Source organism: Kitasatospora sp. NPDC048296, assembly GCF_043201815.1.
GTDB lineage: Bacteria > Actinomycetota > Actinomycetes > Streptomycetales > Streptomycetaceae > Kitasatospora.
The window spans coordinates 1-13,387 of sequence record NZ_JBICZB010000042.1; the positions used below are offsets into that span (position 1 = coordinate 1).

Below are 13,387 nucleotides of genomic sequence, written 5' to 3' on the forward strand. Positions count from 1 at the left end.
CATCCGAACCAACGGAACGAGCCTGCCTACCTGGCGGCCACTTCACTCCTGACGTGCGGAAACGTGACCCTACGTCCGGATTGGTAATCGCTTCTCACACGATCTGGCGCACCGCCAGGTGTTCAGCCGGCGCCTGCCGAGCGAGATCGGTGGCCGGATCGCCGCCAACCTGCTGATGGGCATGAGCTACGGCTGGTGGATGAACAAGCACACCCGCCACCACGCCAACCCGAACCACGAGGAACGGGACCCGGACGTCTCGCCCGACCTCGTCGTGTGGTCCCAGCGGCAGGCCCGGCAGGCGAGCGGACTCGCCCGGTTCATCGGCCGCCGGCAGGCGTACCTGTTCTTCCCGCTGCTCCTGCTGGAGGGCCTCAACCTCAGCTTCAACAGCTTCCGCGCGTTGCGCAGCCCGGTGGTGAAGCGGCCGCTGCTGGAGGGCACGCTGCTGGTCGTCCACTTCGCGGCCTACTTCGGCCTCGTCTTCGCTGCTCTGCCGCCCGGCAAGGCGGTCGCCTTCCTCGCCGTGCACCAGGCACTGCTGGGCGTCTACCTGGGCTGCGTCTTCGCGCCGAACCACAAGGGCATGCTGATGGTGACCCCGGAGATGCGGCTCGACTTCCTGCGCCGCCAGGTGCTCACCTCGCGCAACGTCCGTGGCGGCCCGGTCCTCGACTCGGTGATGGGAGGCCTCAACTACCAGGTGGAGCACCACCTCTTCCCCAGCATGCCGACCTCCGCACTCGGGCGGGCCGCCCGGATCACCCGGGAGTTCTGCGCGGAGAAGGGCATCCCCTACTACGAGACGGGCCTGCTCCGCTCGTACCGCGAGATCCTCGGCCACCTGCACCGGACGGGCGAGCCGATCCGCTCCGGCGGTTGAGGGGGGTGCGCAGTGGGAAGTCGGCGGGGCCGACTTCCCACTCCGGCCGGGTCGGCGTCCTCAACCCCGGGAGGGCACCGGGTTGTTCGGACTGTCCAGCCACACCGTCTGGCCGTCGGGCGTGACGATGAGCCCGAACCGGTCGAAGCCCGGGCGGCCCTGGGCGTCCCACCAGCGCCAGGCGGCCTCCACCTGGCCCCAGAGGCTGCGGGGGCCGGACTGGACGACCTCGTAGTCAGTGCGGTCGGGCTCCCAGTCGACGGTGGCCCAGGACGTGACGGCGGTGTCGTGCAGCCACAGGGTGTAGGTGCCGTCGGCGTACCGCTCGATCAGCGGGAAGGCTTGCGGCACCTGCACCCCGATCGCGAACATCGCCAGCCAGCCGCCGACCTCCTCCGGGGGCAGGCGAGTTGACGACTTCGCGCCGTCGGCCGGCCACGGGCCGGATAGGTACTCCAGACTGCCGGGCCGGGCGGTGCGCTGCTGGCGCAGCCGCATGAAGGCGGAGGACGCGACGAAGCGGCCGCACGCCGTGCCGTCGCCGGCGACGGTGAGCCGAACCACGGCTTCCCCGCCGTACTCGGGGCCCCAGGGGGCAACGATCACCCCGCCGGGCTTCGTCTGGGCGACCCAGGCGTGCGGCACCCGGCGGACCGAGCAGGTGGCGATCACCCGGTCGAACGGCGCGCCCTCCGGGTGGCCCTTCGACCCGTCGCCGACCACGAGCGTCGGCGAGTGCCTGGCACGTGCGAGCCGGAGCTGTGCCTCGGCGGCGTTGTCCTTGTCGACCTCGACCGTGACGACGTTCCCGGAGCCGAGGCGGTGGGACAGCAGGGCGGCGTTCCAGCCGGTGCCGGTGCCGATCTCCAGCACCCGGTGGCTGTCTTCCACCTCCAAGGCGGCGAGCATGGAGAACACCATGGTGGGCATGGAGTTGGACGATGTCGGCATGGTGCCCCGGCCGTCCCCGGTGTGCTCGCCGTCGTCCCACTGGGTGGTGAGCGGGACGTCGGAGTAGACGGCGTTCCACCAGCTGGTCGGGTCCGCGTGCCGGTTGACCGCCTCGCCTTGCCGCACCCCGTCACCTTGGCCGGGCCAGATCTGGGCCGGGACGAACCAGTGGCGCGGCACGGCGTTGTACGACGCCAGCCAGTCGGAGACGAGGGACCCGTTCGCGATGAGCGCGGAGGCCAGCCGGTCCCGGCCGGCCTCCGCTTCGTGCATCTCGCTCACGCGTCAGCGACCCGTCGCCGGACCGCTGCCGTCCGAGGTGTTGCCGCCTTCGTCGCTGCCGCCTCCGCCGTGCTTGTTGCCGCTGCTGGAGTCGTCCTGCTGGCCGCCACCCTGGCCGTTGCCGGACCCGCCGCCGTGCTTGCCATCGTTGGACATGGGCATGTGCTTCCCCTTTCGCGGCGGCACCGAACGCCGCCCTCGACCAGCACGGTAGGCGGCCGGCAAGTGCCGACGAGCGGGTGATTCTCGAATATTCCGGCACCCAGCAGGCGAGGTTCGCGGGGATTCTTCAGACGGTCCCGAGAGCTCTGCGGCACCGCGTGATGACCTTGTGAGCATCCGAGCCGTAGACGGCTGCGCCGGCCAGCGTCTCCCACACGCGCAGGTACAGCGCCACATTGTCCGGCTGGTCGAGCCACAGCTCCGCGTGCCAGTCCTCGACGATGACGAGCCGTTCGTCATGGATCCAAAAGGCGTTGGCAGGAGGCAGCTTGAGGGAAGCCTCGAACGGCACGATGCCCAGTGAGACGGTGTCCAGTCCGATCACGCCGCTGAGTCGGTCGAGTTGCGCGGCCATCACGGCCGGTGGGCAGATCAGGGCACGCAGGGTCGGCTCCCATATGACGACGTGGTACTTCCTGCCCGGCCGGTACAGGAGCTCTTGTCGCCGCATGCGGGCTCGGACGGCATCCTCGACATCGCGCGGCGACTGGCGGAGATCGACAAACGCGCTGAAGATGTGCCGGGCGTAGTCGGCTGTCTGGAGCAGGCCGGTGATCGTGGAGTTCTGCCATGCGCGCAGGACGGTCGAGCGTTCGTACTCGGCAGTCAGCGTATCCTGTACCGGTTTGTGCCCGGCGGCCAACTGCCGTCGCCAAGACCGGGTTCCTGACTCGAATGCCCTTAGCCTGGCTGACAGTTCGGCCGCAGTGTGCGGCTGTCCCACGACCTCGGCCCATGCCTTGAGGTCGTCGTGGGTGGCCGTCTGTCGGCCGGTTTCCAGCTTGCTGACCTTGGATTGCGCCCAGCCCAGCCGGTCGGCCAGTTGCCGACCAGTGAAACCGCCCTCGGCTCGCAGCTCACGGAGCCGCTGGCCGAGGGCGATTCTGGCTTGCTGGAAGTCGGTGCTCACACAGCGGACGGTACCCCAGCGCCGAATTCACGGCTTGGTGTGGCGTAGTGCCAGGCAGCGTCCCGAACCTGGCAGGCACGGGCCACCTGCACCGGGTCGGTGATCAGCTCGATCTCGGTCAGGTCGTCGTCGGCGTCGAAGTGCAGCAGAGCGATGACGCGGGAGTCGAACAGCCAGGCGTCTTCGTTCGGCAGGCCCAGCCGCTCGGCGTCGGCACGCCAGAGGTAACGGTTGTCCTCGCCGACGGCGTTGTTTCGTTCGGCGTTGTTGAGCAGGTACCGCTGTCCCAGGGTGGGCGGGTTGTCCATGATCCGCACCCGCTCGAACCGCTTGCCCAGGGCCGATTGTTCGCGGCGCGAGCGGCACCAGGGGTCTTCAAGGTCCCATTCGGGGTCCAGCCCGGCAACAAACCGGCGGTAGGTTTCGTGCTGCTCGTCGGAGCGGTACTGGCGGCGGGTCTCCAGCCGGAAAGCCGTGTGGTGGAAGGTCCTGAACATGTTCTCGAACTTGTCGTAGCTGATCAGTACGCGTTCCCGGTTGACGTCACGCGGCGCGAAGTCGGCGAGCAGCGCGCGCGGCACGGTCACGAACCCCTCGCCGGGTTTGATGTTGCGGAGCTGGGCGATCTCGGCAGGGTCGGTCACCAGGTCACCCTGCACGATAACCGCGCCGGTCGCCTCGTCTTCGTAGAGCGTCGGACATCCGTCGTTGTCCGAAGTGCTTCCGATGTACCGCAGTCGTCGGCTCATGGCCGCTCCCTTCGCTGTCGGTCAGGCGGAATCAGGATGCCGTGGAACCGCTCCGGAGCGAGCGCCGATTCTCGAATATTCGCTTAAAGGGCCGTAGTTGGGTGGCCGATCGGGTGCCCGACCTACTTGGATGAAGCTCTCGTTGTCGTGGCGCGTCGAGCCGAAGGAGCTACGCCAGTGCCGGAGTTCGTGCCTCAGCAGAAGATCAGCGAGTTCATCAACGACGGATTCGAGCACACCGCTTGGCGGTTGGAGACCAGGACCGGCTACCTCTCCGACAAGCAGATGTCCTCCTACTCCGAGTTCCTTCGCACGGGGGACACGGCGGGCGAGGTCGGGCACCCGTGGTTCGAGAACGTGCGCCGCATGGTCGGCAAGGGCAAGAGGTTCGAGCGGGTGCGTCTGGTGGACAACCCGCCGACCGAGGGGCAGCGGTATCTGCTGGCGTGTGCCCGGACCAACGTGGCGGCCGGCGAGGACATCCGCTACATGTGGCGTTCGGACGCCGAGGCGGCGGGCCTGGCCGGCCTGTCGGACTTCTGGCTCTTCGACTCCCGCACGGTCGCGCGCTTCCACTTCGAGGGGGAGCGCACCGTGGGCATGGAGCTGGTCACTGACCCGCCGGAGGCCCTTCGCGCCTGCCAGGCCCGTGAAGCTGCCTGGCAGCACGCATCCCGCTACGCGGAGTTCCGGGCTCAGGTGCCTTCCGCCATGTGAGCACCGACTTTCCGCTCTGGCCATGGCGATGCTGACGCTCCTGACCGCGCAGACCGCCCGCCGCTACCACGTGAGCGAGCCGCCCAGACCGGAACCCAGCTACCGGCTCACCACCTTCGGAGGTCTCACACCCGTCGGCTTGCGCCTGCGCGCCACCTCGCGCGGCTGAGGGCGGTCCTGCTGTCGGCTGGATGTGGCCACCGGTTCGCAGGCACGGACGATGCACGGAGCAGGAAGTCGGCCGGGCCGACTTCCTGCTCCGACGTGTCATCTATAGGGGCGTCAACCGGCGCGGCAAAGGCACCGCCGATCCATCCGCAGCGAAAAGGGGATCCGCTGGGGCGGCGGATCACCACCGGCAGCGGCATGAACATCCGCCCCGGCCACAGCACTACGAGCCCGCGGCCTCCGCCAGGACGCGGGCGAGATCGCGGGGGCGGGTGGCCATCGGCCAGTGGCCCGAGTCGAGGTCCACGTACTCGAGGTGGGTGACACGGGCGAGGTCGGGGCTCTCGCCGGCGGCGATCCACTCCTCTGCCTGGGCAGGGGTGAACTCGGGGCAGACGACCACGACGGGGACGTCGAAGCGGCGCACGTCGGTCAGGCGCATGACTCCCCTGGCGACCCCCTCGGGGACGGGGATGGCGGCGGACGCGAGGCGGTGCCGGGTCTCCTGGTCCAGGTCGGCGGAGTCCGCTCCTTCGAAGGGGCCCCAGCCCGGGAAGGGCATGGCGCCGTTCTCGATCGCGAAGTGATCGGCATAAGCCCGCCCGTCGGCGGCGGGGAAGCCGCCGATCAGTGCGACCTTGGCGACCTTCTCCGGACGCGTGTCCGCAGCCAGCCAGGCCAGGCTCGATGCGGCGGAGTGCCCCACCACCAGGGGCTTCCCGGGCGCCGCGTCAACGGCGGCGACCACTGCTGCCAGCTGGTCGTCGAGCGTCGCGGAGGCGGCGCCGTCACCCTGGCCGGGGAGGGTGAGCGGCACTGGACGGTGGCCGAGCGCGGTGAGTTCGGACACGACCTCGTCCCATGCGGATCCGTCGAGCCACAGGCCGGCGATGAGCAGGATGTCCATGGTTGTCCTCCCGGAGATCAGTCGCAGCTGGCTGCCAGCACGCTATCGGGAGGCTCTGACAACGGGCTCAGGCCACCCCGATCCGGCGACCTTGCCGGTCAGAGCACTAGAGGATGTCGGCGACGGCCACCGTGGTGGTGTGGTCGTCGGCCTCGGTGAGGAGCGCGCCACCGGGGGCCCACAGGGCGGCGCCGCCGCAGCCGGTCCACGGGCCCGACGGGCCGACGTGGTTGGCGAGGACGACGTGCATGTTCGAGTCCTTGGCGATGCCCGGGTAGAGGGTCGCCCGTTCGTGGATGCCGTTGCCGGTGCCGTAGAGGGAGCTGGCCAGGTGCACGTGGCAGCCGTCGGCGGCGCCTCGGGCGGTGAGGTCGGGGAAGTGGTTGTCGAAGCAGGTGGCGAGCGCGAAGCGGAGGCCGCCCAGTTCGAAGCGGCCGTCCTGGTCGCCTGCGGTGAAGATGCCCTGCTCGTTCTCGTAGAGGTGCTGCTTGAGGTAAGTGGTGATCAGCTCGCCGTCGCTGCCGTAGACGTACGTTCCGATGGCGGGCCGGGATCCGTCGGTGGGGACGGCGCAGTTGACGACGACCGCGATCCCGGTGGAGCGGAGGGTGTCCAGGCGGGCGTCGTCTGCGGTCACCCAGAGGTCGGGATCGGCGGCCGTGGCTTCGAGCTCGTACCCGGTCAGGGTGAGTTCGGGGAAGACGATCAGCTCGGCGCCCTGCGAGCGCGCTTGTCCGGCGAGGGCGACGAGCTGCCGGACGTTGGCGGGGATGTCGGCAGGGACGCAGGCCAGTTGGGCTGCAGCGATCTTCATGGCGGTCAGCATGGCACGGGCTGGGAGTAGGAAGTCGGCGAGACCGACTTCCTACTCCAGCAGTGCGTCAGACGTGGTGGTCGAACTCGCCGGCCTTGATGCCGTGGAGGAGCGCGGCGAGGGCGGTGGGGGTGGTGCGGAGGATGGTGTGGGCCTGGTCGGACTCGCGGAGTTCGACCAGGCCATCGGCCCTGCGTAGCTCCACACACTCGTTAGAAGCCCCGCTGAAGCTGGACTTCTGCCAGTCGGAGTTACGCATACTTGCCTCGCATTTCATCCCCAATGGATCGAATGAACTCCCGCGACTTGGCCTCGGAGAGGGCGGAGGAGTCCAGGAGCTCGAACACGCCTTGATGGCGGGCCATGCTTGCCTGGGAGTCGAAGAACAGGCATCCCACCGCAGTATCCATCTGGAGCGTGGCGAGCTCAGGCACGGGGCCCTCGACGAACATGATGTTCTCTCCGCCGCCGGGAAAGGTGTCGAGGTCGAACGGCACTACGCGCACGGAGATTCGGCCAGCCAGCGAGTCGTTGATCAGATGGTCGAGCTGATCGGCGAGAACACGAGGCCCTCCGAACTGCATCCGCAGCGCTGCTTCGTGGATGAAGGACACGTAGGGCATTCCGCCTTGCCGGACAGCCTCCTTCCGTCGCATGCGGAAGGAGGTTCTGGCATCGAGGTCGTGGCTGGGGATCCCGGGGGCGGAGCGGGAGAACACCGCAGATGCGTAGTCCTCGGTTTGCTGCAGGCCTGGGATGTAGGTAGTGGCCCAGGTTGAGATGCTTCGTGCGTTCGCCTCAAGCTCGGCGATGTCCAAGAAGTCGATGGACAGCGTCCCGCGATAGTCCTCCCACCAGCCCTTGCCGCGTTCTGAGGTCATGTTGGCCAGCGCATCGATCAGCGGCTGGTTGGTGCACATGCACGCGGCGGCGATGGTCCGCAGTCGCTCGACGCTGATTCCGCTCTTCCCGGTCTCCATCTGGGTTACCTGGGCGGCGTGGATGCTGAGTTGGCGTGCCAGCTGGCTGCCGCTGAGGCCAGCCTGCTCCCGCATTCTCCGCAGCTCAGTCCCCACCCGCCGTTGGCGCAGGGTCGGGTTCGGTCGAAGGGCCATGGCGTCCTCTCTGCGGGTAGTGAGATCAGTGTGCCCCACGTTAGAGGGAAGTTTTTCGCGAAGGTCTTAATCAAAAGACCGTGTGCGCTATGGTCGTTCTCACATCGATCCGACGGATCGTCAGTAACGCCTGCTATCAGGCGCCGCAGAGCAGCCATGCCCATGTGCCTGGCCTGGTTCACGGCGACGTGTGTCCGCCGGATCTTCCTTCCCAACCACGCCCGGGAGAACTCCCATGCGTCACCTCAACACGCCCTCCTTCGCCCTCACCCGCCAGTCCCTCCGCGACGCGATGATCCGCTCCGGCTGGCACCCCTCCGCCACCTTCGACGCCGAACTCGCCCTCGGCGAACTCCTCGTGAACGCCTGGCGGCACGGCCACACGCCCGCGCCGATCGTCCAGATCCTCTTCCTCCACAAGGTCCTCCGGGTCTCCGTCTCCGACGAGAGCCCCGTCCTCCCCGGCCTCCAGCCCCTCGCCCTCCTCGCCGAGTCCGGGCGGGGCCTCCAACTCGTCGCCGGCCTCACCAACCGCTGGGGCGTCGACCCGCAGGAGCGTGGCAAGTGCATCTGGTTCGAGCTGGACGCCGCCTGATGCCCGTTCCCCGCCGCCCGATGAAGCCGACCGATCCCCGGATCCCGGCCTACACCGACGACCACATCCGCGCGCTGCTCGCCGAACTCCAGGAGCGCGGCAAGAAGTTCGGCCTCATCTGGCCCTCCGCCGACACCGACAAGACCCTCGACGGCCGCGTCCTCGTCCGCTTCAACACGGCCCCGGCCTCCACCCTCCTCAACCTCCTCACCCTGCTCCTCGACGTCGAGCGGAACCAGGGCCGGGACCGGGGCCGGGGCACCTCGTGCGATTCCTGATCGCGACCGCGCTTGCGGTCCTGCTCGCCCTCGCGCTCGCCACGGTCGCGCTCGGCGTCGTCACCGCCCTGCGCGCGACCCCGCCCGACGAGGACGGCTGAGCGGAGGCATGGTGCGGGGGTGGCAGCTCGGAGTCATCACGAGGCGCCACCCCCACCAATTGATCGTCAGTTCTGGCAGCCGGCGATGCTGTTCAGCGGGGTGCAGTTGTTGGGCGTGTTCCTGATGACGCGGCTGTCGTTGAGCGTCACGGTGGAGCCGGTCTGGTTGTTGATGCCGCCGCCGGATGTGGCGGAGTTGTGAGTGACGGCGCTCTTGTCGAGGGTCAGTTTGCCCGAGTTGAAGATCCCGCCTCCGAGATTGCTGGCGCCGCCGCTGACCTCGATGCCGTGGAGGGTGAGGTCACCCGTCGAGGCCACCTGGAGGATGCGGAACAGGTTGGACGGGGCGCTGGTGGACCGCGATCGTCCCGCCGGGCCCGTTGAGGTTGTTGACAGCCGTGACGAGCCCGGCAGTGTCACCGCACGCGACAGTGGTGGGTGGTGCCGCGAACGCGGTGGAGGGGACTGCGGCCAGGCCCATGGTCAGCCCGAAACCGATCGCGGATCCCCGGAGGAGCATGTTCTTTACTGGGAGTTTCTCTCTCTGACGGCGCAGGCCCGTGGAAGGCCGTGGCGGCTGGGTGGACATCGACGCCAGCTCCCCGGTGGCCCTGCTCCGCCTCGCCGTCCTCAGCGCCTCCTCCGCCCAGGGCGCCGGCCTGCGGGCCGTCCCACTCGCCGACGCCGCCACCTACGCCCGCCTCGGGCTCATCGCCCGCCGCGACCAGCAGTCCCCGGCTGTCCGGTTGCTCCGCGCCAGGCTCCGGGCGGCCCTGCGCTCCGACTGATCGTCGTACAACTCACTCGGACGCGTGATCCTGCCACTCCACATGAATGTGCGAAGCGTGCGCACGCTGTACGGACGTGTTGCTCTGGCCGACGCTGGCGCACCTGTCCCGTGTCGCCGAACGTCGATCACGTGCCAACCGGCCTTGATGGGTGCGAGTTCGTGTCATCCACGATTGATCACGCCGACCATTGGCTGCGGCGCTCAGGTAGCAGGGCGGAAAGTGGTGTGATTGGTGCTGACCATCACCCTCGGCGAGATCGGTGGAACCATGAGTGATCGACAGTCCGGCACCGTGAAGTTCTTCAATGACGAGAAGGGCTACGGCTTCATCACCCCTGACGGAGGAGGGGACGACCTGTTCGTCCACTTCAAGGCCATCGAGAGTGACGGCTTCAAGTCCCTCAAGGAGGGGCAGCGGGTGTCCTTCGTCGCTGCACGCGGGCAGAAGGGCATGCAGGCCGAACAGGTCCGCCCCGAATAGCCTCGCCGGCTCACGTGGCCGCGTCCGAGAGTCCCGCGGTTCTCCCGGACGCGATCGCGTACACCGTCGGACGCCCCGTGGTGCCGGCGGTCAGCCATCACGGCCCGCTCGCCGACAGTGGCGGCGGGCGGGCCAACTCCCCGTGCATGCCCGGCGCTCAGGCCTTCCAGCGCGGATCGCGCCCGGAGGCGGCCAGCGCGCGGTCCCACGCCGAGGCGCCGTCCGGCACCGCAACGGCCTCGGCGAAGCCCGCGTACTGGCGGTACAGCTCGGCGTTCTCCTCGACGATCTCCAAGGTCAACAGAGCGAGTTCCTCGTCGACCGCGATCTCCCCGCCGACCGCCCGCGCGACGTCCCAGCCGTGCAGCACCAGCTCCAGGATCAGCATCCGGGCGATCCCCACCGCCGGAACCGGCGATCCGCCGAGGTCGACGTCTCCCTCCCAGGTGGCCGGCTCGCCCCAGGCCGCGACGGCCCGCTCCAGCTGCGCCGCGTAGGCGGAGCGCCAGTCGGCGTCCACGGTGAAGTCCCGGGCGATCAGCTCCTCGGGCAGCTCGGCCCGCCTGGCCCGGTGCTCCAGGCCGTGCGAGGTGTAGAGCACCCAGTGGTTGATCAGCGCGCGCGTGTCGAACTCCCCGCAGGGCGTCGGCGCGTCCAGCCGCTGCCCGGCCGGGACGGCGGCGGCGACACCGGCCGCAGCGGAGGCGGCGCGGGCCAGGAAGGGGTGCATCGGGTGAGCGTTCATGCCCCGATCCTGCGCCGGGCCGCACCGCGAGGTCTTGAAGAAACGCGACGACTAGCCTGGCCGCCATGGACTCTCCCGATCTCGGCCGAGGCGTGCTCCACCCCGCCAGGGCCGCCGAGCTGATCAGCGTGGAGCGGCTCGCGCCCGCGCCCGCCGTGGCGCGCTTCGTGGAGTTCTACTGGCTGGTCCGCTGGGACCTGACCGGCCTGCCCCCGTACGAGCAGAAGGTGCTCGCCCACCCCAACGTCCACCTGGTCTTCGAGGCCCCGCAGGCCCGCGTGTACGGGGTGGACCGCTCGCTCTTCGTCCGCCGCCTGGAGGGTGCCGGGCACGTGCTGGGCGTGAAGTTCCGCCCAGGCGCCTTCCGGCCCTTCGCCGGGCACCCGGTGAGCGCCCTCGCCGACCGGTCCGTCCCGGCCGCCGAGTACTTCGGACCGGAGGCGGACCGGTGCAACGCCCGGATCCTCGACGCACCGAGCGCCGAGCGGGCCGAAGCCTTCCTGCTGCCCCGCCTCCCCGCGCCCGACCCGGTCGCCGAGGAGGTCGCCGCCGTGGTGGACCGGATCACCGGCTCCCCGGACCTGTTCCGGGTGGACGACCTGGCCCGCGAGCTGGGCGTGACCGTCCGCAGCCTCCAGAGGCTGTTCGCCGAGTACGTCGGCGCCTCCCCGAAGTGGGTGCTGCGCCGCGCCCGGCTGCACGAGGCCGCCGAACGGGCGGCGACGGAAGGGGGGGTGGACCTGGCGGCGCTGGCCGTGGAACTCGGCTACGCCGACCAGGCCCACCTCACCCGGGACTTCACCGCAGCGGTCGGCATCTCCCCGGCCCGCTACGCGAGTTCGCGCTGAATCAGGCGGTGGCCGCAGCCGCCTCGGCGGCGGCCCGGCCCCGGGCGCTGGAACGCTTTGCGTAGACCATGGTGAAGTACACCAGCCCGCCGAGCACCACGAACGGGAGGATGTTGTTGATCGCCACCACCGTGCCGTGCGAGAGGGTGTAGACGAACACGATCCGCAGCGCGGCCTCCAGGATGAAGGCGATGCCCCATACGACGGTCAGGTTGCGCTGGACCCGCCGGAAGTTCTCGTACTGCCACATGGAGTTCCACCAGGCGACCATCTCGGGCGTGCCGTCCGTGGCGAACTTGCGCCCGAAGAAGAACATGATCGGCTTCGGTGCGGCCAGCGACACCAGGTAGAACACGCCGAGCAGGCCGGAGACGAAGGAGTCCTTGGCCAGCAGCATCTTCGGGTCGGTCGGGCCGATCAGCGCGACGATCAGGCTCAGGGCGACGAAGACCAGCGAGACGATGGCGAACTCGTCGATCCGGCGGTGCCAGGCCAGGTAGATCGCGGTGTCGACGACCGGTCCGAGGCCGGAGAGCAGGATGGCGGTGGACTCGCTGTAGCCGTGGTCGTGCAGCTGGTTGTAGATCATGATCGGCGCGACCACGTTGAACGCGATGCTGATCAGCCAGCCGAGTGCGGCGGCCTTCCCCTTGCGGTCGGGAGCGGTCGGAGCTACCGCAGTTGACATGGTGTTTCCCCCGGGGTGGATGTGACGATGGCGGCCCATTGTGGCGGAAGCGACGGTTGGTCGCACAGCCCTCACTGAGTCGACTTGTCGTCAGTGGACGGACTACGCCCCGGGGAAGCCGAGGAAGCGCTGCAGCTCGTCCAGCATGAAGTTGGCGCCCGTGTACCCGATCCCCTGGAACCACAGTTGGTCGTCCACCGGGAACGCCCGGTGCGCCTTCACCGCCCCCAGCGCCTGCCAGCCCGGGCTCGCCAGCGTCGCGCTGGTGCCCGCCCGCTCCGGATCGCCGTAGGTCGCGTACAGCAGCAGGTCGCCGTCGGCCTTGCCGATCTGGTCCGGCGGAATCTCGAAGTCCGACTGGTCGACGTTCTGCGGATCCGGCCGCCCGACCCCGGCCTCGGCGAGCACGCTCCCGGGGAAGCTCTGCCTCCCGAACAGCCGGATCCCGCCGCCCTCCGTGAACCGCACCAGGCTCACCTTGCGCCCCGACAGCTTCGCCGCCGCCAGCGCCTGCGCCACCTGTCCGGCGTGCTTCTGGTACGCGGTGGCGAAGGCCGCGGCCGCCGCCACCCGGCTCAACGCCTGGGCGTGCAGCTGGAAGTTCGCCTTCCACGGGGCCCCGGTGGTCTGGGTGAGCACGGTCGGGGCGAGCGCGCTCAGCTGCCCGTACCGGTCGCCGTCGCGGGTCTGGTTGGAGAGGATCAGGTCCGGCCGCAGGGCCCGTACGGCGGCGAGGTCCGGTGCGCCGGCCGGGCCGACCAGCCGGATGTCCGCCGTACGGGAGACCGGCCAGTACTCCGGGAAGCGGGTGTCGGCGGCCGGGAGCGCGGCGCCGACCGGGGTGATGCCGAGCGTCAGCGCGGAGTCGAGCACATCGGTGTCCAACACGACCACCCGCAGCGGCTCGCCGGGCACCAGCACCGGCCCGGTCGCGGCGTTCACCGTGACCGGCGGCGCCGGGTTGGGGGAGGGGGTCCCGAGGTTGTCGGTGGTCGGCGGGGCCGACTGCCCGGACGTGCACGCCGCGAGCGCGGCCCCGCCGAGGCCGGCGAGGAACGTGCGGCGGGCGATCCGGGGCATCGGCGGGTCCTCCGGCGTAGGCGGTGCGGCAACGGGCGGGAGCGTGTCGATTATGTCCGAAAT

General features: G+C 69.6%; 19 protein-coding genes and 1 pseudogene. 8 read left to right on the forward strand and 12 right to left on the reverse strand.

Annotated elements, in window-relative coordinates; all coding sequences use genetic code 11:
* Positions 1 to 94: 94 nt before the first annotated feature.
* Positions 95 to 883 (forward strand): annotated as a pseudogene (locus ACGF12_RS23560) (fatty acid desaturase family protein); the annotation flags it as partial.
* Positions 884 to 943: 60 nt separating this feature from the next.
* Here the strand turns inward: ACGF12_RS23560 and ACGF12_RS23565 are convergent.
* The 4 genes from ACGF12_RS23565 to ACGF12_RS23580 all read right to left on the reverse strand — a co-directional run bounded on the left by ACGF12_RS23565 (position 944) and on the right by ACGF12_RS23580 (position 3,997).
* Positions 944 to 2,107 (reverse strand): methyltransferase domain-containing protein, encoded by a 1,164-nt coding sequence (locus ACGF12_RS23565; RefSeq protein WP_393033550.1) that lies wholly within the window; start codon positions 2,105 to 2,107, stop codon positions 944 to 946.
* A 12-nt stretch (positions 2,108 to 2,119) separates the two neighbouring features.
* The gene (locus ACGF12_RS23570) at positions 2,120 to 2,278 is read right to left on the reverse strand and encodes a hypothetical protein (protein WP_393033380.1); all 159 of its coding nucleotides are present in this window, start codon (positions 2,276 to 2,278) and stop codon (positions 2,120 to 2,122) included.
* Positions 2,279 to 2,405: 127 nt separating this feature from the next.
* Positions 2,406 to 3,248, reverse strand: coding sequence for a helix-turn-helix domain-containing protein (locus tag ACGF12_RS23575; protein WP_393033383.1), 843 nt, complete (start codon positions 3,246 to 3,248; stop codon positions 2,406 to 2,408).
* Complete coding sequence (locus ACGF12_RS23580; protein WP_393033386.1) at positions 3,245 to 3,997, reverse strand: DUF6879 family protein; 753 nt, start codon at positions 3,995 to 3,997, stop codon at positions 3,245 to 3,247. The genes ACGF12_RS23575 and ACGF12_RS23580 overlap by 4 nt, the downstream gene beginning before the upstream one ends.
* Before the next feature lie 177 nt (positions 3,998 to 4,174).
* Between ACGF12_RS23580 and ACGF12_RS23585 the strand changes: the two genes are divergently transcribed.
* Both ACGF12_RS23585 and ACGF12_RS23590 read left to right on the forward strand, forming a co-directional pair.
* On the forward strand, positions 4,175 to 4,714 hold the full coding sequence (locus ACGF12_RS23585; protein WP_393033389.1) for a DUF6879 family protein: 540 nt from the start codon (positions 4,175 to 4,177) through the stop codon (positions 4,712 to 4,714).
* A gap of 22 nt (positions 4,715 to 4,736) precedes the next feature.
* Positions 4,737 to 4,883 (forward strand): hypothetical protein, encoded by a 147-nt coding sequence (locus ACGF12_RS23590; RefSeq protein WP_393033392.1) that lies wholly within the window; start codon positions 4,737 to 4,739, stop codon positions 4,881 to 4,883.
* A gap of 222 nt (positions 4,884 to 5,105) precedes the next feature.
* Here the strand turns inward: ACGF12_RS23590 and ACGF12_RS23595 are convergent, their stop codons facing one another.
* The 4 genes from ACGF12_RS23595 to ACGF12_RS23610 all read right to left on the reverse strand — a co-directional run bounded on the left by ACGF12_RS23595 (position 5,106) and on the right by ACGF12_RS23610 (position 7,718).
* Positions 5,106 to 5,789 carry an alpha/beta fold hydrolase gene (locus ACGF12_RS23595; protein ID WP_393033394.1) on the reverse strand — a complete coding sequence of 228 codons (684 nt, stop codon included), beginning with the start codon at positions 5,787 to 5,789 and terminating at the stop codon, positions 5,106 to 5,108.
* Positions 5,790 to 5,895: 106 nt separating this feature from the next.
* On the reverse strand, positions 5,896 to 6,603 hold the full coding sequence (locus ACGF12_RS23600) for a carbon-nitrogen hydrolase family protein (RefSeq protein WP_393033397.1): 708 nt from the start codon (positions 6,601 to 6,603) through the stop codon (positions 5,896 to 5,898).
* A gap of 67 nt (positions 6,604 to 6,670) precedes the next feature.
* Positions 6,671 to 6,880, reverse strand: coding sequence for a DUF397 domain-containing protein (locus tag ACGF12_RS23605; RefSeq protein WP_393033400.1), 210 nt, complete (start codon positions 6,878 to 6,880; stop codon positions 6,671 to 6,673).
* Positions 6,855 to 7,718, reverse strand: coding sequence for a helix-turn-helix domain-containing protein (locus ACGF12_RS23610; protein WP_393033403.1), 864 nt, complete (start codon positions 7,716 to 7,718; stop codon positions 6,855 to 6,857). The genes ACGF12_RS23605 and ACGF12_RS23610 overlap by 26 nt, the downstream gene beginning before the upstream one ends.
* Before the next feature lie 235 nt (positions 7,719 to 7,953).
* On the opposite strand from ACGF12_RS23610, the gene ACGF12_RS23615 reads away from it, so the two are divergent.
* On the forward strand, positions 7,954 to 8,313 hold the full coding sequence (locus ACGF12_RS23615) for an ATP-binding protein (protein ID WP_393033405.1): 360 nt from the start codon (positions 7,954 to 7,956) through the stop codon (positions 8,311 to 8,313).
* Positions 8,313 to 8,591, forward strand: coding sequence for a hypothetical protein (locus tag ACGF12_RS23620; RefSeq protein ID WP_393033408.1), 279 nt, complete (start codon positions 8,313 to 8,315; stop codon positions 8,589 to 8,591). Before ACGF12_RS23615 ends, ACGF12_RS23620 begins: the two co-directional genes overlap by 1 nt.
* Before the next feature lie 167 nt (positions 8,592 to 8,758).
* Here the strand turns inward: ACGF12_RS23620 and ACGF12_RS23625 are convergent, their stop codons facing one another.
* Positions 8,759 to 9,010, reverse strand: a complete 252-nt coding sequence (locus ACGF12_RS23625; RefSeq protein WP_393033411.1) for a hypothetical protein — start codon at positions 9,008 to 9,010, stop codon at positions 8,759 to 8,761.
* A 242-nt stretch (positions 9,011 to 9,252) separates the two neighbouring features.
* Here ACGF12_RS23625 and ACGF12_RS23630 point away from each other — a divergent pair, with 242 nt between their 5' ends.
* On the forward strand, positions 9,253 to 9,480 hold the full coding sequence (locus ACGF12_RS23630) for a hypothetical protein (RefSeq protein ID WP_393033414.1): 228 nt from the start codon (positions 9,253 to 9,255) through the stop codon (positions 9,478 to 9,480).
* Between the two features lie 270 nt (positions 9,481 to 9,750).
* Entirely contained in the window at positions 9,751 to 9,963 is a 213-nt protein-coding gene (locus ACGF12_RS23635) for a cold-shock protein (RefSeq protein ID WP_393033552.1), read from the forward strand.
* Between the two features lie 157 nt (positions 9,964 to 10,120).
* Here ACGF12_RS23635 and ACGF12_RS23640 read toward each other — a convergent pair whose 3' ends face one another.
* Positions 10,121 to 10,708 carry a TIGR03086 family metal-binding protein gene (locus tag ACGF12_RS23640; RefSeq protein ID WP_393033417.1) on the reverse strand — a complete coding sequence of 196 codons (588 nt, stop codon included), beginning with the start codon at positions 10,706 to 10,708 and terminating at the stop codon, positions 10,121 to 10,123.
* Between the two features lie 65 nt (positions 10,709 to 10,773).
* Here ACGF12_RS23640 and ACGF12_RS23645 point away from each other — a divergent pair, with 65 nt between their 5' ends.
* A complete protein-coding gene (locus tag ACGF12_RS23645; protein WP_393033420.1) occupies positions 10,774 to 11,556 on the forward strand; it encodes a DUF6597 domain-containing transcriptional factor in 783 nt (260 codons plus the stop codon).
* A 1-nt stretch (position 11,557) separates the two neighbouring features.
* Here the strand turns inward: ACGF12_RS23645 and ACGF12_RS23650 are convergent, their stop codons facing one another.
* Together ACGF12_RS23650 and ACGF12_RS23655 are read right to left on the reverse strand one after the other, a co-directional pair.
* On the reverse strand, positions 11,558 to 12,244 hold the full coding sequence (locus tag ACGF12_RS23650) for a VC0807 family protein (RefSeq protein WP_393033422.1): 687 nt from the start codon (positions 12,242 to 12,244) through the stop codon (positions 11,558 to 11,560).
* 102 nt (positions 12,245 to 12,346) lie between these two features.
* Complete coding sequence (locus ACGF12_RS23655) at positions 12,347 to 13,324, reverse strand: ABC transporter substrate-binding protein (RefSeq protein WP_393033425.1); 978 nt, start codon at positions 13,322 to 13,324, stop codon at positions 12,347 to 12,349.
* Positions 13,325 to 13,387 lie beyond the last annotated feature (63 nt).